The organism is Novipirellula caenicola, from assembly GCF_039545035.1.
Classification (GTDB): Bacteria; Planctomycetota; Planctomycetia; order Pirellulales; family Pirellulaceae; genus Novipirellula; species Novipirellula caenicola.
On record NZ_BAABRO010000001.1, the window covers coordinates 97,921 to 122,484 of the forward strand.

General features: G+C 55.3%; 18 protein-coding genes. 12 read left to right on the forward strand and 6 right to left on the reverse strand.

The genetic code is table 11. The annotated features are described in order from the left end of the window. The first annotated feature begins 13 nt into the window (after positions 1–13). Positions 14–1,135 carry an FAD-dependent oxidoreductase gene (locus ABEA92_RS00350; protein ID WP_345681709.1) on the forward strand — a complete coding sequence of 374 codons (1,122 nt, stop codon included), beginning with the start codon at positions 14–16 and terminating at the stop codon, positions 1,133–1,135. A gap of 30 nt (positions 1,136–1,165) precedes the next feature. On the opposite strand, the gene ABEA92_RS00355 is transcribed toward ABEA92_RS00350, so the two are convergent. The 3 genes from ABEA92_RS00355 to ABEA92_RS00365 form a co-directional block, all read right to left on the reverse strand. Then, positions 1,166–2,710 (reverse strand): GTPase family protein, encoded by a 1,545-nt coding sequence (locus ABEA92_RS00355; RefSeq protein ID WP_345681710.1) that lies wholly within the window; start codon positions 2,708–2,710, stop codon positions 1,166–1,168. Beyond that, positions 2,707–3,888 carry a YcjF family protein gene (locus ABEA92_RS00360; protein ID WP_345681711.1) on the reverse strand — a complete coding sequence of 394 codons (1,182 nt, stop codon included), beginning with the start codon at positions 3,886–3,888 and terminating at the stop codon, positions 2,707–2,709. Before ABEA92_RS00360 ends, ABEA92_RS00355 begins: the two co-directional genes overlap by 4 nt. A 186-nt stretch (positions 3,889–4,074) precedes the next feature. Further along, on the reverse strand, positions 4,075–5,514 hold the full coding sequence (locus ABEA92_RS00365) for a Gfo/Idh/MocA family oxidoreductase (RefSeq protein WP_345681712.1): 1,440 nt from the start codon (positions 5,512–5,514) through the stop codon (positions 4,075–4,077). Positions 5,515–5,950: 436 nt separating this feature from the next. On the opposite strand from ABEA92_RS00365, the gene ABEA92_RS00370 reads away from it, so the two are divergent. From ABEA92_RS00370 to ABEA92_RS00385, 4 genes are all read left to right on the forward strand, one after another. Next, complete coding sequence (locus tag ABEA92_RS00370) at positions 5,951–6,841, forward strand: serine/threonine-protein kinase (protein WP_345681713.1); 891 nt, start codon at positions 5,951–5,953, stop codon at positions 6,839–6,841. 256 nt (positions 6,842–7,097) lie between these two features. Continuing rightward, positions 7,098–8,831, forward strand: coding sequence for a hypothetical protein (locus tag ABEA92_RS00375; protein ID WP_345681714.1), 1,734 nt, complete (start codon positions 7,098–7,100; stop codon positions 8,829–8,831). 434 nt (positions 8,832–9,265) lie between these two features. Beyond that, positions 9,266–10,402, forward strand: a complete 1,137-nt coding sequence (gene ispG / locus ABEA92_RS00380; RefSeq protein WP_345681715.1) for a (E)-4-hydroxy-3-methylbut-2-enyl-diphosphate synthase — start codon at positions 9,266–9,268, stop codon at positions 10,400–10,402. Positions 10,403–10,516: 114 nt separating this feature from the next. Then, on the forward strand, positions 10,517–13,102 hold the full coding sequence (locus ABEA92_RS00385) for a hypothetical protein (protein WP_345681716.1): 2,586 nt from the start codon (positions 10,517–10,519) through the stop codon (positions 13,100–13,102). Between the two features lie 310 nt (positions 13,103–13,412). Here ABEA92_RS00385 and glmM read toward each other — a convergent pair whose 3' ends face one another. After that, positions 13,413–14,765 (reverse strand): phosphoglucosamine mutase, encoded by a 1,353-nt coding sequence (gene glmM / locus ABEA92_RS00390; RefSeq protein ID WP_345681717.1) that lies wholly within the window; start codon positions 14,763–14,765, stop codon positions 13,413–13,415. A gap of 377 nt (positions 14,766–15,142) precedes the next feature. Between glmM and ABEA92_RS00395 the strand changes: the two genes are divergently transcribed. From ABEA92_RS00395 to ilvE, 5 genes are all read left to right on the forward strand, one after another. Next, positions 15,143–16,960 (forward strand): phospho-sugar mutase, encoded by a 1,818-nt coding sequence (locus ABEA92_RS00395; RefSeq protein WP_345681718.1) that lies wholly within the window; start codon positions 15,143–15,145, stop codon positions 16,958–16,960. 269 nt (positions 16,961–17,229) lie between these two features. Next, positions 17,230–18,294 (forward strand): ROK family protein, encoded by a 1,065-nt coding sequence (locus ABEA92_RS00400; protein ID WP_345681719.1) that lies wholly within the window; start codon positions 17,230–17,232, stop codon positions 18,292–18,294. 166 nt (positions 18,295–18,460) lie between these two features. Continuing rightward, entirely contained in the window at positions 18,461–18,889 is a 429-nt protein-coding gene (locus ABEA92_RS00405) for a 3-hydroxyacyl-ACP dehydratase FabZ family protein (RefSeq protein ID WP_345681720.1), read from the forward strand. A 32-nt stretch (positions 18,890–18,921) separates the two neighbouring features. Further along, entirely contained in the window at positions 18,922–19,761 is an 840-nt protein-coding gene (locus tag ABEA92_RS00410; protein WP_345681721.1) for an enoyl-ACP reductase FabI, read from the forward strand. A gap of 65 nt (positions 19,762–19,826) precedes the next feature. Beyond that, positions 19,827–20,687 (forward strand): branched-chain-amino-acid transaminase, encoded by an 861-nt coding sequence (gene ilvE / locus ABEA92_RS00415; protein ID WP_345681722.1) that lies wholly within the window; start codon positions 19,827–19,829, stop codon positions 20,685–20,687. A gap of 87 nt (positions 20,688–20,774) precedes the next feature. Here ilvE and ABEA92_RS00420 read toward each other — a convergent pair whose 3' ends face one another. Next, a complete protein-coding gene (locus ABEA92_RS00420) occupies positions 20,775–21,878 on the reverse strand; it encodes an ABC transporter ATP-binding protein (RefSeq protein WP_345681723.1) in 1,104 nt (367 codons plus the stop codon). A gap of 90 nt (positions 21,879–21,968) precedes the next feature. Between ABEA92_RS00420 and ABEA92_RS00425 the strand changes: the two genes are divergently transcribed. Continuing rightward, positions 21,969–22,844 carry a cysteine peptidase family C39 domain-containing protein gene (locus tag ABEA92_RS00425; RefSeq protein WP_345681724.1) on the forward strand — a complete coding sequence of 292 codons (876 nt, stop codon included), beginning with the start codon at positions 21,969–21,971 and terminating at the stop codon, positions 22,842–22,844. Positions 22,845–23,134: 290 nt separating this feature from the next. Continuing rightward, positions 23,135–23,728 carry a peptide-methionine (R)-S-oxide reductase MsrB gene (gene msrB / locus ABEA92_RS00430; protein ID WP_345681725.1) on the forward strand — a complete coding sequence of 198 codons (594 nt, stop codon included), beginning with the start codon at positions 23,135–23,137 and terminating at the stop codon, positions 23,726–23,728. Between the two features lie 30 nt (positions 23,729–23,758). Here the strand turns inward: msrB and ABEA92_RS00435 are convergent, their stop codons facing one another. Then, on the reverse strand, positions 23,759–24,403 hold the full coding sequence (locus ABEA92_RS00435) for a hypothetical protein (protein WP_345681726.1): 645 nt from the start codon (positions 24,401–24,403) through the stop codon (positions 23,759–23,761). Between the last annotated feature and the right edge of the window lie 161 nt (positions 24,404–24,564).

A 24,564-nucleotide genomic window follows, 5' to 3' on the forward strand; every position in this document is an offset into this window, starting at 1 on the left:
GACACTCCAAATTTTGAATCGTCGCTGCATCGCATTACTTGGGATTGGACACACAAACGCCGAGATCGTTCGTCGCTGGATCGATTCGCCGATCCCCGATTGTCGTCTTGTGTGTATCTCTAAATTTCCGTTCACCACCTATTCGGGAATGTTACCGGGAACGCTGGCGAATCAATTTGCAATCGACGAAATGCAAATCGCCCTCGCTCCGCTGGCCGAGCGAGCGGGAGCGGAATTGATCTTGGACGAATGCACCGGACTTGACGTGGACGCTCGAGAGCTGCGTTTTGCCAATCAACCACCGTTGCCGTTTGACGCACTCTCGATCGGAATTGGATCGATGCCCGCAGGTTGGGACCAGCACGAGTCGCCAAACCTTGTTCCTGTTAAACCGATGCAAACGTTTATTGAACGGCTCAGCCAGCAACTCGTTGCGTGCCGTGATTCGTCCGATCGCGTGCCGAAGATCGTTGTGGTCGGTGGTGGCGTTGCCGGAGTCGAGATCGCGTTTTGCCTTCACACGCGAATGCAACAATTGTTTCCCAACCATCGCGTTTCGATCGAGATTGTGACCAGCGGGGACCAGATCGCTGACGGGATGAGCCGCCGAAGCATCCAGCAACTGCGTCGGTTATTGTCAGCGCGAATGATCGACGTGACCACTGATTTTCAAGTCGACAACGTCAGTGAAGACGAGGTGATTGACGACCGTGGTAAGCGCCGCCGGGCTGACGTGGCGATTTGGGCAACCGGCGCCGCGGCACCCCCGTTGCTCGGAGCGTTGAACCTGCCGACCGATGACCGTGGTTTTCTGTTGACCGAGAACACGCTGCGGACGGTATGCGGGGCGCCTATCTTCGCCGTCGGCGATAGTGGGACGATCGAGGGTGATCCCACGCCCAAAGCCGGTGTGTTTGCGGTTCGCCAAGCGCCACTGTTATGGAAAAATTTGGAGGCGACTCTCCAACGCACGGCGCTCACCCGCTACACACCGCAAAAAGAGTTTTTGAGAATCTTGAATACCGGCGATGGAAAATCGCTGCTGCAATACAAAGGCCACAGCTTTCACGCCCGTTGGTGTTGGCAGCTCAAGTGGTGGATTGACAAACGGTTTATCCAACAATATCAGGTTTAATTGCGTTCAGTTGGCCATCTCAGCAACCACTTAGCGGACCGTTTTTAGCAAGCGAAACACTTGGTTCTTGAGCGTTTTAAAGCGGTCGTCGCTCAATTTTCGGTAAAATGCTTTGAGGATCGCCGCGCCGTGTCCATGGTCCAGGTGTGCGACCATTTGTGAAACCACATCATCGAGTGTCCCCGAGTCAATCGGATGCTCGGTTCCGGTGTAAACACACGCATAACCAGAGACTTTATCGCCAAACAATTCACGTGCGTACTGAACCGCCGACGCCATCGATTCTTCTTTCAGGGCGTGGGGTTGTCGCCAATCATAGGGCGGGTCCCATTCCCGAACGGGTCGCAATAGATCGATGTGAGTCAGCACCACAATGACGGCCGGAGGTTTCAATTTGCGGTCTTGTTCATAGACCGCAGCCACTTCGTCTAGCATTTGCCGATCGGCGTCTCGCGCCGATGAATTGGCTGCCATCACCAGCAAGATGATGTCCGCGGTTTTTGCCGCCTTTTGAATTTCGGCCAATTGGTAGCGACTGACATCCGCTTCATCGTACCCAGGTGTATCGAGTAGCGTGACCTGATTATTGGATCCCGGGACTGTGTATTGATGCCGAGTCACGCTGCGTGTTTCCGGAAGCACGTTGGTCACGGCGACTTGGTTATGCAGTAGCGAGTTGACCAAGCTTGACTTCCCCGCATTGACTTGTCCCATCACTGCAATCGTGGTCGACAGATCGGCCAGATCATCGATCGAAGTATCGCCTCGATCAAACTCATGAGCGACGTCGGCCATTTCCGAGAATTTCGATCGATACAACCGCGATCCGCTCCGCAATCGGCCGCTGTACATTTCGATCAAGTAATAGCCGAGTTGTCGCAGGAACCGTTGATAGAAACCGCGAATCAATTCGTTTTGAAGTTCAACGGTGACGTTCGCGGATTTTCGCCACAGCGGATAGGCCAACATTTTGGCGGGATTCAGTACTGCGGAACCAACGTAGACCACCTTTTGGACGACATCCAGCGCGTTGACCACTTTGGGCAACCGCTTGATTTGGCCGATCGTTGCCAAATCGCTGCCGGGGATCGACTCGAGCACCCATTGTTCAAGGTCTTCAGCGGCCAAGTGAATCACCGCCAAGATTTCCACCAAAGTCAGCGGATGGAAAAACTCGTCGCGGGTGCGGTTGTGGTAATGTTTAGCTAATCGCTCGGCGAGGATCTGGGCATCGCGAATGTAGCGATTGAAATCCATGATCGTTTCGGAATCGATGTTTTGGACTTCGCGCCGATATTCTTCGACGATTTGGATCGCCGAGCTATCGAGCGGCGTCCAGAAATCGGGTGCCGACAACGGTTTGCCTGAAAAAGATCGGTGTACCTTGGGCGGTTTCCAAATCTTTCCGATCAACCACGCTGTTCCCCACATCCCCGGCAACAGCCACACGATTTTGTAGAACCAACCGGTCTGGTAAATGGCAAACGCCCCGATGGCGACATAACACGCCACCGGCAGCGTCCACAGAACGAACAGCACGACAAACCGCAAACTGATCCCACGGATCCAATTCATTTGGCTCTCCACAGTTCATGGCCGCGTTTGAGTTCTTCGGCAAAGATCTCCTTAAGCTGCTCGGAACTGGGCACGTGTCCCTGCCGCAAATCGGCAAAATACCAATCCCACGACATGCCCAGCGCATAGGTAAACGCGAAGGAAGTGGCGGCGCCGGCGGCGATTCCGACCCAAGGGATAAATTTCAAAATGCCTCGCATGCCCAAACGCACAGCCACACGGGTGCCTGCGGCACTGCTGAGCACCGCCCAACGCGCTGGTGTGATCTCTTGATCGTAAATTTTGGCAAGCTTCATTGCCAAATGCGTTTGGATGCCCAAGACGATGGGGATATCAACCCATGGCACCGGAACGGCTCCCGCGGTTCCGGCTAAAGCGCTGGACGCCAACACCTGCCACCGTGCGCGTCGTTGCCGCGACGAGGCATTGTCGGTCTTGGAGTCGTTGAGTGTCAAAATCGCTTGGCGATACGCATGCGGCAATTGTTCCAAGATCGCATGTTTCAGCCGGTCGCCACCGAAATTAGGATCCGCAAATCCGTCTTCCAATTGGGTCAGATCAACGGGGATCACGGCGTCATGTAATCCCGCAAACTGGTTGACTTTTTCTTGGATCAAATCGGGCAACGGATCGGGAACCGATGGGCGCTGATCATCGCCGTCCAACTCGGCGGGATCCGTAAAAGGATCGGGCCCGTCGGACAAATCGATCCCGCCGATCACTTCGTGCAAACAGGTCAGCACCAACATGATCGGTCGATGCGGTGACGCTTTTCGAATCCGCCGCAGCGGTTCGATCACACGATGCAGCGCATGGTCGCCGATTCGGACGGTGACAATCATCAGTTGAGTCGAATCGGCGAACGCTGCGATATCGTCGCTGGGATCGTAATTGGCTTCGGCGAGCCCCCGGGTGTCAAAAAACGAAAGCAGCGGTTCGAGCGAATCCGGAAAATCGAACCGCCGCGAGGTCTTCGTTTCGGGCCGATAGCCTTCGCCGATCGTCGCGTCTTCGGCGCCGGTCAAAAACCGAACGACCGAACTTTTTCCGCTTCCCGTTTTCCCAAACAGCCAAATAGTGGGCACCGGTGTCTTGTCACGAATCTCTTGAATTTGTTTTTCGTAGTCCGCGTCATCTTCAGGACGTCCGCTACGCCAATTCCATCGTGCCAATGCCATTCGTGCCGCGTCGATTCGTATGCATGCTGTGGGAGAGAAGGGTCAGTGGAAATTGTAGGGCAAGTCGCGAGATCTTTCGATTGGGCCGCATTGCCTGAGACCCTGTTGCCGGCACGTCCGCTGCGACGGCCCTGAAAACGGGCCCCATCGCAGCAAAAGATCATGGCCGACAAACTCGCGACGACGCTACACCAACTCGGGAACTTCGTAACCGGTTCGGTATTGCCGTTTCAGCAGTGCGTTACCGGCTTCGGCATGTTCGCCCACGAATTGCTCGGTTTTGGGATCCAATTCCAGCATCGGGCTGAGTTTGATTTCATCACTTTCCATCGAAATGCCGTGAGCGGACAAGTGCGTTTCCATCTCTTCGAGCAGCGATTTCCACAACGGCGAATCCAACTGCGACGCTGCCGAATTGGAGAAGTTTTCCCCCGAGCGGAAGGCAATGTTGGCAAGGTTACACCAACCGGTGCTGTCGTTGCCGAGTTCAACTTCTGCGTTCAGCGAAGCGCGATCGCGTGAGCGGACGGCATCGATAAAGTTGGTTTGATGCAGCACATCACCCGAATTGCCTTTGAATTCCTTGATCTTTTTGCCTTGATCATCGTAGGCGACTCCGCAGCCACGTTGGCCTTCGTAGCGACCGCCTTCGCAATAGGCGATGTACCCGCTGCTGGGGCCCGGGTGTTTCGGACTGCTCTTGGCTCCTGGTGCCGAGGGCAGGTTCGATAACCCGATCACGACGGGAATCGATCCGGTATCAAAGTAGGCGAAGTGCACGTTGGGGGTTTCGCCCGCGTCGTTCAGCGCGACTCGTCCACCGCCACCGATGACGCGTGTGGGCAGCGCGACGGAGTCTTGGAAGACGTTGTTGCGACAATCGTCCAGCACGTGGACGCCCCAGTTGCCCATTTCGCCAGATCCAGTGTTCCACACCCAGTGCCAATCGTAATGCAAGGCCTTGCGATAGATCGGTTCATCTTGTGCGGGGCCGAGCCACAAATCGTAAGCGACGTTCTTGTCGATTTCCAAAGGCGTGTCACGTTTGCCGATCGACGGGCGGATGCCGTAGCGGTTCACTCGAGCGGACGTGATTTCGCCAAGTGCTTTTTCTTCGTGCAAGAATTTTTTGATCTCTGCCTGCATCGGATCCGAACGTTGTTGGGTTCCGAGTTGGCAGATGCGATTGTACTTTCGTGCCGCGGCGACGGTTTGGCGACCTTCCCATTGGCTGTGCGACAAGGGTTTCTCGACATACACGTCCTTGCCCGCTTCCATGGCCCAGATTGCGGCCAAGCAGTGCCAGTGGTTACAGGTGGCAATGACAACAGCGTCGATCGAATCGCTGGCGATCAGATCTCGAAGATCGGTCCAGCCTTGGGCTTTGGGGAACCGTTCTTTGGCCAGTCCGAGTCGCTTGGAATCGACATCACAAAGTCCGGCGATGTTGACCCCGGGCACTTTGGCGAATTGGCTCATCAAGCCACCGGCGCGGCCGCCACAGGAGATGAAACCGACATTGATTTCGTCGTTTGCGTTGGCGGCGCGAAGGGTTTGGGGCGCGATGGCGGTGGTGACTCCGGCGGCGAGTCCGGCAATCAAGGTTTGGCGTCGATTGAGTTGCATATTTGATAAATCCAGGGTGTAAAGGAACTTGTCAGAGCGTAAGTGACAGATGTTGGTGAATTGTACATCCGCTACGGGGGGCGATTTCATTGTAATGCGTCGGCACCGTCGTGAGTACAACGCCCGCAAACCTTGGAAAGCTGTGACGAATATTCGGACTACGTTGGTCACTTGCGCAAAAGTAGGGCTCTTGGGGAACAGGATTCCTGTGACAGCTGCCTCGATCGTGACGATCATTTGGCTTAGTGCACCACGGATCTGCGAGGATGCGGAATCCGCCACCGATGAATTGGCCCCAAAACATGGGGAATCGTGGTCACGCGACGACGACTGGCTCGACTAATTTTCGCGTATTCTCGGCAGCCGGCCTGATTCCGTTCCGCCCGGACACAGGCCTGCAGCCTAGGTGACGCCCCCGCTTTTGATGAAAGATGCCATGGAACCTTCCTTGAGAATTTTCGACGAAGAAACGGGGAACCCCAAAGCGCTGCGAATCGGCAGCCGGTTGGACAAATACCGGATTGTCAGCCGCTTGGGCGAAGGAGGATTCGCGACCGTTTACGCCGCTCATGACACGATCGAAGACCGCCGGGTGGCGCTAAAGATCCCTGACACTCGCTATGTCGCCAACACCCAATCGGTGGACGACCTGAAACGCGAAGTGCGAATCATGGCCAAACTGCGGCACCCCGGAATCTTGGAACTCAAGGACGCTCGGTTCGTCGAAGGCCATTTCGTGATGGTCTTTCCGCTGGGAGAACAAACGTTGGCCGATCGGCTCAGTCGCCGCTTGGCTCGCGCCACCGCGATCGATTATTCACTGCAGATGATCGATGCCGTCGCTCACGCCCATCAACAACGTGTCCTGCACCGCGACATCAAACCCGATAACTTCATTCTGTTTCCGAACCAAACGATTCGTTTAACCGATTTTGGCTTGGCCCGAATTCAACGCAACGGCAAACACGTGTCGGCATCGGGCACGCTAGGCTACATGGCTCCCGAACAAGCGATGGGACATCCCGGGTTTCGCAGCGATGTGTTTTCACTCGGTTTGGTTCTGTACCGCATGCTATCGGGCGAACTGCCCGACTATCCATTCGAAGCCCCGTTGCCAGGTTACCAAAAGCTTCGCCGCGGATTGTCCGCTGATTTTGTGTCCCTGATTCGCAAGGCCATCGATCCGGTCCCTAATCGACGTTTTCGTGACGCGATCGCGATGCAAAACGCAGTCAGCCGGATTCGCTATCCGCTGAGCGACCGCAGCATCAGTCAACTCGGACGAACCGAGACGACGTCGCGAATCAGCCAACGCCGCGCGGGTTGATCACGAATCACCGCCCCTACGGCCGATGTCATCTACTTTCGTGGCGGCACCGCGCAAGCCGTCCGGTTGCAGCGAGTAAAGCGTTCGACATTGACCGGGCAGCGTGCGTCGCACCGCGATAAAAACCACGCGGCTAGTGCCAAAGTAGATGGCAATGGATCCGACGGCGACGTCCGTTGCCCAATTCGACTGGGCTTTTTCTTGTTTCTGCGCTACAATCCAGTGACCTCTTCGGATCTCGTCTACTGGATTTCTCATGTCGCACCGTAATCGCACGCTCCTGTTTCGCACGTTGAGCCCTGTTTTTCTTTTCGTGCTCGTTTCGACGACGTCGCGGCCTGCGTTCGCCCAGCGAGGTGAGTTGATCGAAAGTTTGTTTCGCACGATTGCGGAAGCGCAACTGGAACGCGAACAGCGGAATCGATTGCCGACTCAGCCGCCGCCAACACAACAAGTCCCACCACGCAGCGGCAATTCGAATCCGACCACCAATGTTGAAATCGCTCCCTCGCCGTTTCCGAATCGAACTGGGGCGAATCGCGGCAACACCACCGCCCAGATCCCACGCATCAACGTCCGCAGCCGCGAAGCCGCCGATTTTGCTCAGGAATTGGTCGATTTTTACGTCACGGTGGACCGTTTGGTGATCGATCTGCGAGAGCATTCGGTTCGCACCCCCAACCTTCGTCCGTTGTTGCCGCAGGCCTATCGGATTGCCGCCGATGCACGGACATTGATCCAAAGCTGTGACAATCTCGCTTCGCTGCAACCTATCGCCTTGCCCTATTCCGAGTTGGATTCGCAGTGGCGACAATTGTCATTCAACCTGCGTTCGCTCGACCAACTTGATAGCGAATGCTCGGCATCGATTCGACGTGCGGATCAATTGGTCGCATCGATGGAACGGCGTTTAGGGATCGGCCCCCAATTTGATCGATCACAACTTCGTGATTTGATGATTGTCGCGTCGACGTGCATGGAAACGCTGATTGATGATCTGCAGTTGGCTGCGATCTCTCGCCAAGAGGCCGAAACCTTGACGCACGATTGCCGACTGTTGCAACAAAAACTGCTAAGCCAAGCTCGATCGGTCGCCGAAGGCAGTTACGAAGATGTGGTCTCGCGGTTTACGGAATTCGTGGGCCAGTGGAGTCCGCTGGGGCGGCGAGTCGCTGCGATCAATGATCGCCATCTGAATCGGCGATTGGACCGAATTCGTGATGTTGCCAATCAAACGTATGCGCTGCTTTGGATTCCGCCGCCGACCAGTGCCGTGGACGTGCGTGCGGCTTCGGTGCGTTTGGAATCGAACATCAGCAACATCTTGGAGCGGTTGACGTTGCGATCGATGGTCGCACTGAATCCGTCCGAACAGATTCGCGTCATGGAATCGAGCCGTCGCTTGTACGAGCAATGTCGACAATTTGAAACCGCGACCGCACGGAACGCGTCGATACGAGATTTGGCAACGACCTTCAAAAAGATCGATTCGGATTGGAACTCGCTGCGGGAATCGTACCTGCGAATGGGAACGCTGCCCAACAGTGCGATCGTCGAAATCGACAGCGTTTGTGAACAGCTGCGTCAAGCGCTGAACGTATCGCCGTCAAGCGGCAGCCCGGTCGATTTGGCCGGTTTGATTCAGGCCGCCGCGTCGTTGGAGGGGCACGCCGAATACCTGGATGCCGATGTCCAACGGTTTAGCCGCTACATCACGTCGCAATCCCGCCGAAGTCAGTTGGTCGATGGTTCGAAGGACTTCTATATCCACGCGAAACGGCTGCATTCCCAATTAACTGCGCGTGCGGATTTTGCGGAATTACAACGAGAGGCGAGCCATTTGATGGACGGTTGGCAGCAACTGAGCAACGAGATCAATCAATTGCAGCGAAACGGTGTCCCCTCGCGGTCGGCCGAGATGATGCAGCGTGCTCATCGCGAAATGGTCCCGTTCGTCGCCCAATTGGGAGCCGCACTGCTAGAACGCTAACCGCAGTGATCGCAGGTGGGTGCTCGTCGTAGCGGAAGTCGTCAAAACGACATGTTGATTTCGAAAGCCGCTCGCGTCAGCGGCTAATTCCCACGCACAACCCGGTGCTTTTCGGCCCACGGCGCACTGTTGCGATTTGCATTTGGATTGAATCAACCATCCAAGAGCCGAGTTCCGCTACTGCGAATTACATCGCCGCGTTGTGTTCTGGCGTGGGGCACGGTTAGGTTGCCGTCTAGCCAGGATTGAGCAACCATGATCCCCGATACGATCGAAAACATGGTCTCAAACGCCGCGAAAGTGGTGTTTTGCCGAGAATTCTGCAGAGCGAAAGCCAAGCGGAACGCGATTTTAGACAAAGCCTAGGGAAAATGGCGGGCATCAGGTATGGTATTCGCTAGCCCTGAGTCCAATTCCAGCTAACCAAAACGAAGATGACGATTCAACGTAACCCCACCCGCAGCGTCCAGATCGGCTCGATCACCATCGGCGACAACCATCCGATTGCCGTGCAAAGCATGACGGCGACCAAAACCCAAGACATCGACGCAACGGTCGCTCAAGCCGAAGCGCTTCGCGAACGGGGCGCCGGCGTGGTTCGCATCGCGGTGGATAGCGACAAGGATGCCGAGGCGTTGGCGGAAATTCGCAAGCAAACGACCGCGAATCTAGCGGTCGACTTGCAAGAAAACTTTCGCTTGGCCGAAAAGGTGGCGCCGTACGTTGACAAAATTCGCTACAACCCCGGCCATTTGTATCACCACCAACGTGACAAACCTTGGCAAGACAAGGTGCGGTTCATCATCGACCAAGCCAAACAGCACGATTGTGCGATCCGCATCGGCGTGAACTGCGGCAGCATGGATCCTGCCAAAAAAGAGAAGTACGATCCTGCGGATTCGATCACTCCGATGATCGAATCGGCTCGAGAGCATTGTGAGTTGGTCGATTCGCTCGACTTCACCCGCTATGTCGTTTCGCTCAAAGATAGCGATCCACGTAAAGTGATCGAGGTCAACAAGCGGTTTGCAGAACTGCGGCCCGATGTGCCGCTACACCTCGGGGTGACCGAAGCCGGCATGCCGCCCGATGGAATCGTGAAAACTCGAATTGCGTTCGAGCAATTGATCGGCAAGGGGATCGGGGACACGGTTCGCGTTTCGCTGACGCTGCCGAACGATCGCAAACCCGAAGAAATCGACGCAGGCCATTCGATCGTCCAAGACATCTACAGCGGCCGGGTACGCAGTGTCGTGGTGTTTGACGATTCGTCGCTGAACATCATCAGTTGCCCGAGTTGTTCGCGAGTCGAAAACGAAGCGTTCATTGAACTGGCCGCCAGTGTCAAAGAAATGACTGAATATGCCAAGAACCACGCGATCACCATCGCGGTGATGGGATGCCGGGTGAACGGGCCGGGCGAAACCGATGACGCTGATCTCGGACTATGGTGCGGCCCGGCAAAGGTCAATTTGAAACGGGGCACCGAAGCGCTCGGCGCGTTTGGTTATGACGAGATCTTGCCCAAGCTGAAGCAAGAACTCGACGAACTGATCGCCCGCAAAGGCTAACGAATCACGCCAAAGTTGCTTCCACGTCGGCGTTTTCGCCGACGCCCTTGTTTTTTGGCAATCTCCAGCCTCATGCGAATTCTTTCCGGTAAAATATCGGACAAGGAGAACGCAATGGGCAAATTAAGTTACATCTTGATGGGGCTTTCGGTTCTGGCCGATCCCGTTTTCTGTGCTCCGTCGCTTGCGGAATCCCCACCGATTTCGGATGACCCATGGTTTTCGGAGAACGATGAACGGCGGCCTCCTCAGATTCTGGCTTCAAGACCACAAGTTCGAATCGATTCAAAAGAATACGTGGCTACGGCGGCTGAATCCAAAGCGGTTGAAACGCTCGTTGATCGATTGTCGGAAATTGATCAGCCAGACTATGGTTTTGCGAATTGGATGAGTGGCAGTCAGTTTGCGCCCATTGGCGACACAGCAGAGTTTTATGTTGGGATCATCATGATTGATCACCAATTGAAAACGAATGACGTTTTAAAGCAACTCGTCGCGTTGGGGCCGAAGGCACTACCCGTGTTGCTCGAACGTCTTGCTGACGCGACACCGACGAAGCTGACAATGGAACACGAGGGGATGTTTGGTTCGCAATGGTACGGCCATGAGGTCCAGCTTAACCTCGCTCGTCCAATCGAGCAGAATGCGAAACAGACATTTGATAAATTCTTCAGCCAGGAAGATGCGTTACAAGATCAGCAACACGTTCCCAGACATGCAGTGACAATCGGCGATGTTTGTTTTGTCATCATCGGGCAGATTGTCAATCGAGGCTTTCAATCGTCTCGATACCAACCCACGGCATGCCGGGTCATTAATAGTCCCACGCATGTTCCGAAGATCGTTGAGGTTGTTCGTTCAATCTGGCACAGTCAGGATCCACCTCGGATGCTCTTTGATGCATTGCTAGATGATTTTTACACCGATCACGAGGGGTATACACAAAGCGGAGCAGCGCTGCGGCTGTTGTACTACTTTCCCAAAGAATCAGGAGAGTTAATCGGGCAACGAATTCGCAATCTTGATCTCAGCGCCCCCGAGGATCTTGAAACGTGGCAAAAAATCGAATTGAAAAATGGACTGAGCGCTGAAGATTTATTTAAAGCCGTAAGCACATCGAACCAATCTGCGGTGACCGAGGCGCTTCTCGACGCGGCAATGCGAGCCGAGTCACCTAATGTTGTCGCCGCTGCCATCAACGCAAACGTCATCGAACGTGATGAAGATGGAATCTTTAAACGCATCAGCGAAATGTTATCCGTTGCTCCGCCGACCGATCAGGGCCCGTTTGGTGGCCAATACGATTTATTGGTGGCGGCGGCACGCTACTACCCGGTTCGCTCTCGAGAACTGTTCGATCTCTATCGCAATCACAACACGCTGCAAACGCTGCGTTCTTGTATTCACGCACTGCGAGATCAAACCGGGCGAGAAAGTTGGAAGAGAGATTTTCTGGCCAGCTTGCTCGATGATCGCAGAGATACAGGATGGCGGTACGGCCCAGACTATGATCGCCAACCGCTTCGCATTTGTGATGAAGCCGCCAAGATTCTGGCAAACGACTTTCTTCCACACGCGTTGTTTGCATATGAAAAAAACGCCGCGTTTTTGGATCAGGAGATAGGAAAGATCAAACGCGTGCTCGCGGGCGAGGAAGGCGTCTCGTTTACTCGTTCTCAACCGGCATCCAGACCTGCAGATTTTCCCGTTCGCAAACCCGTTCATACGTTTCCGTTGAATGAACATGTATGGCGACTTTATTCGATCTCCGATCAAAATTCCATTTGGGTTGGCGGCCACAATGAGAGCATCGAAATTGCTACCAATTCGGGAACCATTATTCGACGAGTGCCAATGGAGCGTCCGGAAGGACAAGAGGGAAACTTACCCGGTGGCAAATCCGGACATTCCTACAGCTACTATGGCGGTGATGGAGGAAACGTCATCGAGCGGGACATTCGAACGGGTCGCGTGACCGCCGAGGTCAAAACGCCGTTCCACGATGGCTTGAAATTCGGTGATCCGTTTCAGATTAGGAACTTAGGTGACGTGACAATGTGCGGGGACGACTCGCAGTGGTTGATCGCGTGTACCGCAGACGGCTCACTACATCGCGTCGCAATCCGATCAGGCGAACATCAAGTCGAACATCGCTTCAAAATCTCAAAAACAGGATTCATACATCCTGAAGTGTTGGGATCTCGAAGTAGTTCGTCGGTGTTAATCGAAGGCGTTGGTGAAGACGTACCGTTTGATTCCCCGCTATTTTTATGGGATCAATCCACGCAAGTACTGCAGACTATCGAGAAAGCGCCAACGATGGGATGGTCCGCTTTTTGGGGAACGCTCGCATTGAATTCGATGAACGGTTATTGCACCGTCTGGAATCTCGAGAACGTTCAAGAAATTGAACTTCCATGGCGGGACGAACCCATTATTACCGTTGCCTGCAACGACGACCAAACGATCTTGTATTTGCTGCGAAAGGACGGAGCAATCGACGTGGTCCGAGTTGATGATGGGGTTACCGCAGTCCCGCTGCGAAGGCTGGCACCCGCAGTCACAACCCCGCTGCAGGGATCCCTGACTGTTTGCGATGACGGTCGACACCTACTGTGGCATGTTAATCCAGTTGACGAAAAGATTTCCGATTTCCCCGAATCCACAAAGACGATCGTCGCCATCTACGAGGCGAATTAGGGCAAGGAAATCGATACTTCTGGCTGAACGCCACCCCTGGTTCCTACGGTTCATGACGGGGAACCCAATGAATTGCAGGCTCCCATCTGCCGACCGCAATACGACGAGGCGGGAGCCTCGAAATTAGTTTCGAGTAGGGCCGGTTCCACCGGCCGTCGTTGATGGCTCGTTGAAATCGGCACTACGTTCTGCTGGCTTAATTTGCAAGTAGATCCCAACCGAAACTCTTGGCGAGTTTCGCTACGACGGGCTTTGCTACGACGGGCATGGCTACGAAGAGTTTGGCTACAACAATTTCTGCTCTGCCGTGTTACGAGAGTTCGGCCAATTTTGCTGCCGCGTTATCGCATAACGAACGGGCTTCGGTCTCGGATTCCGCTTCGGCAATCAAACGCACGATCGGCTCGGTGTTGCTGCCGCGGACCAACAACCATTTGTCGGGCCATGCCAATCGCAACCCGTCTCCGGTGCTGGCGGTTGCGTCTTGGTGAGTTGCAATCAGGGCATCGAACAGCTTTGGCAGTTTGTCCGCAGAGACTTCGGCTTTGGATTTGTGGATGTGAAGCTTTGGCAACGCATCGGCAAGTTCCGCCAAACTTTTCCCTGTGGCGGTCATCAGATCCAAGACTTGGGCCATCCCGACAAAACTGTCGCGAACGTATCCGACTCGCGGATCGATGGGACCACCATTGCCTTCGCCGCCATATTTCGCCTGTTTCGCGATCATCATGTCGGCGACATTGGCTTCGCCGACACTGCTGCGAAACGACTCAACTCCTGACGCGGCAGCCAATCGCTCGCTCATTCCGCTGGTCGCTCCGTTGATCACGATGGCACCCCGCGTCGATTCGTGTTGCATCGCTCGCTGCACACAAAGCGCCAACGTGTATTCTTCGCCGATATAACGTCCGTTCGCGTCGACCAATGCCAAACGGTCGGCATCAGGATCCTGACAGAACCCGACGCTGCAGCCATGTTGGCGAACCTGATCGGCTATCCCCGTCAAATTGTCGGCTGTAGGTTCGGGAACATGCGCAAAATTGCCGTCTGGGGTGTCGCCGACAATCACCGCATCACACCCGAGGGCGGCGAGCAATCGTTTGCCCAGCAATCCGCCTGCGCCATGGTTGCTGTCCAACAACACGCGGTGCTTTGCCTTTGCGATCGCCGCAACATCGACCGTCCGCAAAACCATGTCCAAGTGATCAGCATGGGGATCCGCGTCACTTGTTGCGGATCCGATTTTATCAAACGAGCACCAATCCGCTTCACCAGCCAAATAGGCATCACGGATGGACGCTCCGGTGACGGCGTCCAAAACGCGTCCGTCGGGCCCAAACAGTTTGATGCCGTTGTAGGGCGGAGGATTGTGACTAGCCGAGATTTGTACAGCACCCGCCGCGTTTCGCGTTCGCACCAACACGCCGACGGTCGGCGTCGCCGCGACATCGGCATCGATGCAATCGCGGCCACAGGCGGTCAATGCGGCAATAATCGCCTGCTTCAGCATGATTCCGCTGCTGCGACCATCACGACCGACCACGATCGGGCCGGCCGGCAATTTCGATGCATACGCCCCAACGAAACGAACCGCGACATCCGGCGTGAACGACTCGCCGACGATACCGCGAAGTCCACTGACGCTAATGATTAAATTGCTCATGAAGAAAATGTCTGCTTGATGGGAAGGAAAATTGAAAGGAAGCGTGTTAGTTTGTCGCCCCTCGTTGCCAGTGACCCTGCAAAACAAATAGAATCAGTTTCATCCAAGTAGCATCCACGCGGGTGGGCCAACCGATCGAGCTGATTCGGTCCCCAGTCACCACGAATGTCAATCGAGACCCAAAAGGCTGATCGAGGCTCGTAGGCTAATCGGGGCAATTTGGCAAAAAGGGGGAAACCGCAACGCCAAGTTTGCTGCGGGCAAACGACTCGTTCGGCTGACACGCGTTTTAGTTTGATTAGCTTAACTGCGAAACCAGCATGTCGGGCATCCTGTCACTGTTTTTTTGATTACTGATTACTTTTCCGGAGCGATTCGTGCAAGAACTATTATCCGCTGTTGAAACCGCTGCGAGCGAGTCCAAGATCAGCAAGTCTGCGGCTGGGCATCTTCGATCATGGTTGACCGAAGATCGTTACGCAGCGTATCGCGACGAAGTGGCCAAGCACATCCGCGATCAGCAGTGGCAAAAACTGGACGACGTGTTTTGGACCATCATTCCGTTTGGCACCGGAGGCCGCCGCGGCCGGATGTATCCGATCGGTTCGAACGCGATCAACGATCGCACCATCGGCGAAAGTGCTCAAGGGTTGGCCAACTACGTGGTCGATTACGCCAAACGCCAAGGACGCAGCGACCAATTGTCGTGTGCGATCGCCTATGACACGCGTCACCAATCACGCCACTTCACCGAGTTGTGCGCTGGGATCATGGTTGCCGCAGGATTCAAAGTGTATTTGCTTGACGATTACCGAGCGACTCCGCAATTGTCGTTCGCGGTGCGTCACAAGAATTGTGACTGCGGCATCATGGTGACCGCCAGCCACAATCCCCCAAGCGACAACGCAGTCAAGGTTTATTGGTCCAGCGGAGCTCAGGTATTGCCGCCGCATGACAAAGCGATCATCGAACAAGTGATGTCGTGCCAAGAGATCAAGGCTGTGCCGTTCGCCGAAGCATTGGCCGACGGACGTGTCGAAGTGGTCACCGAAGAAATCGACAACGCCTTTCTCGAAGCCGCTGCGGCCCAAGCCTTTGCAGGTCCGCGTGACGCCAAGATTTTGTACTCGCCGCTGCATGGCGTTGGTGCTGCCGCCGTGATGCCATTGCTCGAGCGAGACGGTTTTCACAGCGTCGAAGTGTATGGGCCTCATGAAGAACGAAGCGGCGATTTTCCCAATGTTCCCGGGCATGTATCGAACCCCGAAAACAAAGCGGTCTTCGACAAACCGATTGAATATGCTCAGTCCAAGGAACTCGATTTGATCCTGGCGACCGATCCGGATTGTGACCGCCTCGGCGTCGCCGCCCCCAAGACCACTGATGCGACGGGCCAATGGGGTACCTTTGACGGCAATCAAATCGGATCGCTGCTTGCTGATTATGTGCTCAGCAAACGCGAAGCCGCAGGAACGTTGTCCGCAGATCACTACGTCGTCAAAACGCTTGTTACCAGTGAACTGATCCGCCGCATCGCCGAAGATTACGGCGTCCGCTGTGTTGGTGACCTGTTGGTCGGATTCAAATACATTGCCGAAGTGATCGATCGCGAAGGCCCCGACCAATTCGTGTTTGGCACCGAAGAATCCCATGGCTATTTGGTCGGTCAATACGCACGCGACAAAGACGGCGCCGTCGCTTGTATGTTGATGAGCGAATTGGCAGCCGAGCTGAAAGCCCAAGGCAAAACGCTGCACGAGCGGTTGGCTGATTTGCACCGCAAACATGGCTACCACAAGGAAGCACTGATCAACCTGGTGATGGAAGGCAGCGAAGGCATGGCGGCGATGCAGCGGTTGATGAAAGCATTCCGCGAAACGCCTCCAAAATCACTGGCCGGAATCGCGGTCAAGCAGATCCGCGACTATGGCAGCCAAACAAAGTTGGATGTCGCAAGTGGCGAGAAATCGGAGCTTGCCGGCCCTCACGGCGACCTGATCATCTTGGACTTGGACGAAGAAGGAAACTACGTCGCAGCTCGCCCAAGTGGTACCGAACCCAAGATCAAGTTGTACGTGTTCACGCGTGTTTCCCCCGCCGATTCCCAAGACCTTGATGCAGCCGGTCAAACGATCGTCAAACGTCTCGAAGGCATCGAAAGCGACATGCGAGCGTTTGCGAAAGAGAACAGCTAACGCCGTAGCAACGGTTCGAAAGCGACGACCACAGTGCCACCATAGCGCCGTTCCGCTGACAACAGCGGAACGGCGCCAGCCCAATGCCATCGACTTTCATACTAAACGGGTGGTTTTTGTAGCGGAACGGCGCGAGCCGCCCGGTCAAAATCGAACCTTTTTATTCGCTACCACCGGGCGGCTGGCGCCGCGCCGCTGCGGTTCGCTGGTATCCTAAGTAGTGGGTTCCGCGTCGTTTCGCCCGACGAAATTTCATAGGAGGGTTCACCGTGGCATATTTTGTAGGCATTGATGTCGGAGGCACCACGTCGACCGTCGCGATCGGTGACGAGAACCGCGAAATCCTTAAAATCTCTGACCAATTTCCGACGCGGTCAACCGAGGGCCCGATCGCGACCGTCGAAGATCTCACCAATGCGGTCATCAGCGAACTGCAAAGTCTCAGCGGATCGCTCGCCGATGTTCAATCGGTGGTGATCGCCACTCCGGGACCGGCCACGCTTGATGGCGTGTTGTTGTCCACACCGAATTTGGCGCACCCGGATTGGGTTAACTTTGCGATCCGTGAAAACTTGCAAACGCGGTTGTCGGCTAGCGGCGGCAGCACCCCGATTCGCTACCTTGGCGATGGTCAAGCCGCGGCGTTGGGCGAGTATGTCATCCGCACTGAGAGTCTGCGTTGGGATGATGCTCCAGCGATCGATCCCAGGGACCACCAACCCGACAAACTGGATTCGTTGTTTTTTCTAGCCGTTGGCACCGGGCTTGGTGGCGGCGAAGTTTCGCGTGGCAAAGTCGTCCGAGGCCGAGAAGGTCGGGCCGGGCATGCGGGACATGTGTTCTTGCCATACGACGCGTTTCGCTATGACCATGATCGCCAATTAAAGGTTGGCAACGCCTACAGTACGGCCGAGTCGGCGATTTCGTTGACCGCACTAACGCATCAACTCGGTTACCGATTGTCGTTGCCGCAGTGGAGCGATCACCCGCTGAATTCGCTCGAATGCTCGATCAAGGACAAGGCCAAGCAGCTTCGTGAACTTGCTGCAGCCGGCGATCCGCTGGCCATCGAATTGTTTGATGATCAAGCTGCGGCATTGGGCGTGGCCATGTTGATCATCAACTACATCGGCGACTACGATCTGCTGGTCATCGGCGGAGGCGTCTGCGACTTGTCCGACGATCTGCGTCGCCGGTATGTCAAACAGGCCGAACTGGCCTATTATCGTCACGCCCTTGATGGGTTCCGGAACCTTACCGGATTGGCGTTTTCGCGGTGTGGTGACCAAGCGTCGGTGATCGGGGCGCTCGCCGAAGCGTACGAACTGGTTTAAATTCTGCTTCGTTGAAATGCGGCGGGTTGATGCGAGCGTCCCTTCGGTACCTCATTTTTGGCCCCTCGCGCTCACACGACGGCCGTTACGCCCCTCTTCCTCGGCTGTCACGCCCCGAGGGCAGCGTCCTTGTTTTACTGGTCGAATCCCCCTTTTTTGTTGCTTCATGACTATCGAACAAATTGAGAAATTGATTCCGCATCGGAAACCGATGCGACTTGTCGACGAAATCGTTTCGATGAGCGAAACCGAGATCGTATGCCGCAAAACGTTCAGCGAAGACGAGTTTTTTGTACAGGGGCATTTCCCGAACCACCCGATCGTGCCTGGTGTGATCCAGTGTGAGTGCTGTTTGCAAGCCGGTGCAATCCTGCTAGCTCAAATCGCCGAGATGGCCGAAGGAGCGGTGCCGGTGGCGACTCGCTTGGACAACGTCAAATTCAAAAACATGGTTCGACCAGGCGATACGGTGGAAATCCACGCGAAATTGGATGATCACGTCAGCAACGCATTTTTCTTGACCGGCAAAATGCTACTTGGCGGGAAAGTCACCGCACGATTAAACTTCGCCTGCACCGTTGCCACCCCCGGCTAATCAATCCGCACTCTCCACTCTTAGACGCCGCTGTGAATTCGACCAGTCCTAACGAACCCGTTGCTGATTTTCTGTCTCTTCGTGAGAAGACCATTTTGATCATGGGCGTGGCCAACAAAAAAAGCGTGGCGTTTGCCATCGCGAAAGTGCTGCGTGCTGCCGGAGCGAACGTGATCTACAGCGTGCGAAGCGAGTCGCGAAAAGAAAGTCTGAGCAAACTACTGAGTGGGGAAAAAGTGCTGGTATGTGATGTCGAGGACCAAGCTCAAATTGATCAACTCGCTACGACGCTTGCAGCCGACGGGGTCACGATCGATGGCTTGGTTCACTCGATCGCGTTCGCCGATTACCCCGAGGGCATTCGGCCGTTCCACGAAACCACGCGTCGCCAATTTTTGCAGGCGGTCGACATTTCCGCGTATTCGTTGATCAGCGTTTGCAATGCACTCCGCGATCGTTTTGCCAAAGACGCCTCGGTGGTCACGATCGGGATCAGCACGACGCGGATGGCGAGTGAGAGTTACGGATTCATGGCACCCATCAAAGCCGCGCTCGAATCGTCACTTGCGTTTCTCACCAAATCGTTCAGCCGATTTAGCGAAGTGCGGTTCAATGCCGTCTCAGCTGGATTGCTAAAAACCAGTGCTTCGGCTGGCATCCCAGGCTACGTCGATTCGTATCTCTACGCCGAAAAAGTCATCCCTCGCGGCCGAGCGGTCAGCACGGATGAAGTCGCCAACACAGCGGCGTTTCTGCTCAGCCCTCGCAGCAGCGGTATCGCGGCTCAATCGATCGTGGTCGATGCCGCCATGGCAATCAATTATTTTGATGCCGAAGTTGTCCGCGCTGTCACGGCTCAAGATATCGATTAGCATTGCCGCCGTGCCAAACGCTTCCTTTCCTATCAACGCTTTCTCCATCGCTCTGTCTCGAATCTATGAATCGCAAAATCTATATCAATGGCCAGTACTTCGACCGTGAAAACGCAAAGATCAGCGTTTTTGACCATGGATTGCTTTATGGCGATGGTGTGTTTGAAGGCATGCGAATCTACAGCGGCACCGTTTTCCGTCTGCAACAACACCTCGAACGGCTTTGGGAATCCGCTCGTGCAATCGCATTGACGATCCCCATGTCGATCGAGCAATTGACCGACGATGTCAATGCAACCGTCAAAGAAAATGGCTTGACGGATGGCTACATCCGTTTGATCGTCACCCGCGGTGCCGGCCCACTCGGGCTCGATCCGTTTCGCTGCGTTGAACCGCAAGTCATCATCATCGCGGACAAAATCACGCTCTATCCAGAAAGCCATTACACCGAAGGCCTGAAACTGGTGACGGCATCGACGATCCGGAACCATCCGGCCGCGCTGAGCCCGCGAATCAAGTCGCTCAATTACTTGAACAACATCATGGCCAAGATCGAAGGTCTCAACGCAGGCTGTATCGAAGCAGTGATGCTGAATCACAAAGGCGAAGTCGCCGAATGTACCGGCGACAACATCTTTTTGGTCAAAAATGGCGTATTGACGACGCCGCCAATCGATGCGGGAATCCTCGAAGGCATCACGCGAAACGCGGTATTGGAATTGGCCGTTGCTGCAGGCATCGAGACTCGCGAGACTCCGATGACACGGCATGATATCTACGTGGCGGACGAATGCTTTTTGACCGGCAGTGCAGCCGAAGTGATTCCCGCGGTGCAAATCGACAATCGCAACATCGGCGACGGTAAACCAGGCCCGGTCACGCTGAAGCTAAACGAGGCGTTTCGCAAATTGGTCCACCAATCCTAAGCCTGCCTTCGAGGCGAAAATACTGCGACCACGGGGAACGACCGACGATCGTTGATGTTCCCCCTGCCAACCGATCCCGGTAGCAGATCACGGCATTTCAATCCGCTCGCCCGAGCGGCGGAACAACTGCACGTTGGATCGCGGCGTCTGAAGCGTCACCTTGTCACCCACTTGAACGCCGCAATCGGGATCGAGAATGGCGTTGACGTGACCGCAGACGTTGGATTCGCGGCCGGCTAATTCGAAACGCGTCTGGCAACGCCCTGCAAACACTTGACGCCAACGACACACCGCATGGGCCGTGAACGTGTCCGCGTCGGGGCGGTCATTTGCGATTGTCAAATGTTCGGGACGGATCGCCACCACAATATCGTCTGGTAAATCGTCCGCATCGGCGGCGGCGAGCATAGAACGCAGCCACGACCGCGATTGGTCGCGACAAAACGCGGAATCCAATTCGTTGATCGGCGGCGAGCCCAATGATCGAGCGACCGCCAGACAACACGGTCGGTGGTAGATTTCCTCGGGCGTTCCAATTTGCACAATCTGTCCAGCGTGCATCACTGCAATCCGATCAGCGATCCGCATCGCTTCTTCACCGTCATGCGTGACATGAATGGTGGTCCCCGGGATCTCACGGTGCCAATGAATCAGATCCTGTTGGAATCGATAACGCACCGAACCATCGAGTGCCGAAAGAGGCTCGTCAAGCAAGCGGACCGCGGCCTGGCGGACGACCGATTTGGCAAGTCCGGCACGCCGGAGTTCACCTCCGCTTAACTTCTCGGGCCGCCGATCCAGTAGCGAATCAAGCCCCAGCAGTTTCGCAGCCTGCGTGATCCGTCGCTCGGTTTCCGCCGGCGGCACGATCCCCTTCATTGGATACGCCAACGTTTCACGGATGGTCATGTGCGGGTACAGCCCGTCGCCCTGAAACATCAGCGAGACATCACGTTTGCGAGCTTGTATTGCCGTCACGTCCTCGGTGCCAATCATCACACGCCCCGCATCCGGCGACTCGAGCCCCGCGATCAGCCGCAACGTTGTCGATTTCCCGCAACCACTTTGCCCCAACAACACCAAATACTCATCACGTTGCACACCCAAACAAAGCGACTCCAATACGCGGTGGCTCGCATAACGTTTATCGATTTCGCAAAGCTGGACGGCGGACATGAGCAGCGGAGTCACGGAAGGGTAAACGGAGGACGCGGACGCAGTAGCGCTGCGATGCACTACAATAGAAGGCATCCTCAGCCAAAACAACCGAAGGACCTCGCGATGGACTTGGTAATCGCACTGCTGATCACAACGTCAACCACCGCAATCATCATCGTGGCGGTCGCTTGGTGGCTGCGTCCCAATTCTGGGATTTCAATAGACGCCCCTGCTTCGAACTTGCCGTCGATCGTTGTGGCTGGTGCCGTGTTGTGTTCGTTCGTGCTACTGTATGCGACCAAGGACCGGATGGGGTGGGCAACCCTGCTGCCGGTTTCGTCGGCAATCATTCTGTCGAATTGGACCGCGTTCGCATTGGCGGTGGCCAGTGGTGCAGCGTTTCGATTGCCCAATCGTCCGTTCTGGCGACGCGGTTTGGCCGCTTCGCTGATGGCGGGGTTGGCGATGGCAACGCTGTTTCAACCGGTGCTGCAACCCGTGCTACGCCCTGTCTCGGGATCGAACCAATGGGATTCTCGCCAGGTATGCATTCAATCGCACACCAATACGTGCAGCGCTGCGGCGGCAGCGACGCTGCTAAAAAGTGTGGGCATCGAAGTGACCGAAGCCGCCATGGTCGATGACTGTTTGACCGATGCTCGGGGAACACCGTCACTGGGCCTTTGGCGAGGGTTGTCATTGGCTACCCGCTCGACGCCATTTCGCCCTGAGGTGCTGCACACCGATGTCGAAAGCCTGCTGAGAAAGGGACCTTGGCCCTCGGCGCTGGTGGTCGGTTTGCCTCGTTACGGCGCCGATCCGATCTATGTTCACCGCTATGGTTGGGACCCTGGGTTTCGCCACAGTATCGTCCTGTTCGGGCGAAACGAGGACGGCTTGCTCGATATTGGCGATCCTTCGATCGGCCGTGAAACCTGGAGCGACGAGGATTTGCGGGTGTTGTGGCGAGGGGAAGGTGTCACGCTGGTCCGCCGCTAATGTTGCCTGAAGGGAAGTATTGCCGCGACGACGATCCACTTTACCCCCCAACGCCCCCGTCGCTTCGGCAACTCGCCGAAAATGGACGGCCCATTGGATGCAACGCCACAACGTGACGGGATGGAAGGGTTTACGACCATTGACAGTGGGCCAAGCCTCGTAGGAAATCAAAGCGTTTGACGGCGATCCGACGAGCGAAATCCGGTGACGGTCAAAACAATTCTTGCTCTTGCCCCACCGGCATGATGATAATAGAGGACGAATTCTTGAAGTTTTTTGGAGCCCTGCCGATGAAAACCCGCCTACACATGCATCTTACCGCTGCCGTGCTTTTCTCTGGATTTCTGCTTGGTTTGATGCCCGCAGTCATACACGCCGATGACACGTCTGCTGCCGAGAAACAAGACGCGGCCGCTTCGCAAGCCGAGCCGGCCTACCAGCCCTTGAGCAAAATCGAGCTGCGACGGAAACTCAATCGCATGCAGTACGATGTCACCCAAAATGAAGCGACCGAACCCGCATTCCGAAACAAATATTGGGACAACAAAAAAGCGGGCACCTATCGCTGTATCGTTTGCGAACAAGAACTATTCGACAGTAAGACCAAGTTCAAATCGGGAACCGGGTGGCCTAGTTTCTATCAACCAATCGACGAGAAAGTGGTCGGATTCCGCAACGATTGGCGATTGATCTACACGCGAATCGAGGTGCACTGCTCGCGATGTGGTGCCCATCTGGGACACGTCTTCGATGACGGCCCCGAACCGACGGGGAAACGCTATTGCATGAACAGTGCCTCGCTCGATTTTGTCGAAGCCGGCAAAACGGACAAGAATCAATCGGCTACGGGCAGCTCGGCGTCGAAGGACGCCAAGCAAGATTAGCACCGATACGAGGTTAGCACCGCGTCACGATTAGAACCGGATGGTGAATCGCGAGCTACCGCCGCCGATCGTAATCCCGCCCCGCGAACGGGATCGGTGCGAGTGCGAATCGTGGTCGTCGTGATGGTCACGATGCCCAAAATTGCTGCTCGAAGGACGAACGTTGTATCCACCCCAACGACTCGAGTACCCGCCCCAGTTGCTCGAATACGGCGTTGCGTAGACCGGCGTACGAAGGGTTCGGATGTCCGCTTGCAGATGGTGAATATTGTTTTCGATCGCGTTTAACAACATTCGCACATGCGACGTGTGGCCGTGGATATGGCCATGTCCGTAAGCAGCGCGATGCTCGATGGCGTCAAAAAGCGACTCGAGATGATGGAATTTTGAATCCAGCATTGCCAAGTCGCGATCCAAGTGGCTGACGCTCGAATGATGATGGGCAAGTTCGTGAATATGGTCTGCCAAACGTGCCATGTCTCGAGCGTCGCTGAGCAGATGAACATATTCGGGCGTGTGTCGATAGTGGCTCGTCTCTCTCACAATTTGGTTCGATTGGACCGCGATTTTCAACGCCAATTGATCAATGTGGTCATAGGTGTCGGCCGAGGCGGTCGAGCAGAACGCAGTCAGGCACAGTGCAAGTGAGGCGAAGGTTTTGTTGAAGAGTGGCATTTTTTTCTTTCCCTGGATTGTCAATTTGTCTTGCAGTCATGTCTGCAGAACCATCAAAAACGCAGGTGCCGTGCCAAACGTGTTTCACAGCGTACGATTTGCTATGAAAGCCCGTGTTTTACGGCAGTTTCACGCCTCATGGAAATTTTGAACCCGTCCGC